At 61.3% G+C, this 1310-nt stretch carries 1 protein-coding gene; it reads left to right on the forward strand.

The genetic code is table 11. The features are described from left to right. The coding region (locus tag AC31A1_RS51525; protein ID WP_489659931.1) for a tyrosine-type recombinase/integrase at positions 1 to 1144 on the forward strand (1144 nt) is incomplete at its 5' end. Positions 1145 to 1310 lie beyond the last annotated feature (166 nt).

The raw sequence follows: 1310 nt of genomic DNA on the forward strand, positions 1-1310 counted from the left end.
TTCGTTGGTTCGTGGGATGGGGTCGTTCTTCAAGGAGTGTGGGCATCCGAAGTCGCGGTGGTCGAAGTGTCCTCATCTGTACAAGATCCGCTATCGGTCGGCGGCCGGGCAGCAGACGGAGGAGTCCGGGTTTTCGAATCAGGACCAGGCTGTTGATCGTCTGTTGGAGGTCTACAACGCGAAGAAGGCGGCTCCGCGGGGTCAGGCGAAAGCGGCGCGGGTCGCGAAGTACGGTGCGATGCGGTTCGGGGAGTACGCGGCTGAGTGGAAGGCCGGGCAGCGGGATCTGGGGCCGTCGTCCGTGGCGCACCTGGAGTCGCTGCTGTCGATTCATCTGCTGCCGCTGTTGGGAAGTCGGCGGATGGACACCTTTGACCACAAGGTTGTTGAGGGGTTCATCCAGACGATGGAGCGCAATGGTGTGGGTCTGGCGGCGCAGTCCAATGCGTTCGACAAGCTGAAGGCGATCCTTCTGGACGCGCATCGGCTGGGGTTGTTCGATGACAATCCGGTGACGGGTGTGAAGGCGCCGCAGTACGACCCGAAGCGTGTGGTGATCCCCTCGCCGGCGCAGTTGCCGGGGATACGTTCTGCCGGTGATGACAGCTTCCTGCTCGTCGCTGATCTGATGAGCGGGTGTGGGATGCGCAATGGGGAGGCATTTGCGGTCAATCTCAACAACATCGTGGCCGATGACGTCTACCGCATTAGCGAACAGGTCAACCGCACCACGGGTCAGTACGACCGGCTCAAGCACCGCAAACCTGACGAGTACCGGGACGTGCCACTGCCTGCGCGGACGAGACGGACCATCGAATGGTATGCGGACAAGCACGGCACCTTCGATGGCTATCTCCTGCGTCACCCGGGTGACCCGTCCAGACCGTTTCCCCACTATCACATCGCGAATCAGTGGCAGCGGATCAAGAAGGCCGGGCAGACCGACATCCCCGACGGCATGGTCGTCTACAGTCTGCGGCACTTCTTTGCCTCCAACTGCCTGACCCACGGCATTCCCATCACGGACGTCGCGGAGTGGATGGGCCACAAAACCATCGAGGTCACCTACAAGATCTACCGGCACCTCATGCCCGGCTCGATCAGCAAAGCCGCCAAGACACTCAACCTGGATCTCGTCGCATAAGGCGTACAGATCTTTAGTGGTTTTCTGCTCGGTGGTTTGTCGGGGCTTCGGCGTAGCAGCGTGACGCCTGTTTTGTGATCATGTGATTCCGAGGAGGGCGAGCGACCTGCTGGTGTCACGAGCGTTGCGCCGAACGCTGGCGGCGATGTTGATGCCCTCGGCGAGC

The sequence above is a fragment of the Streptomyces sp. P5F9 genome (genome assembly GCF_057961495.1).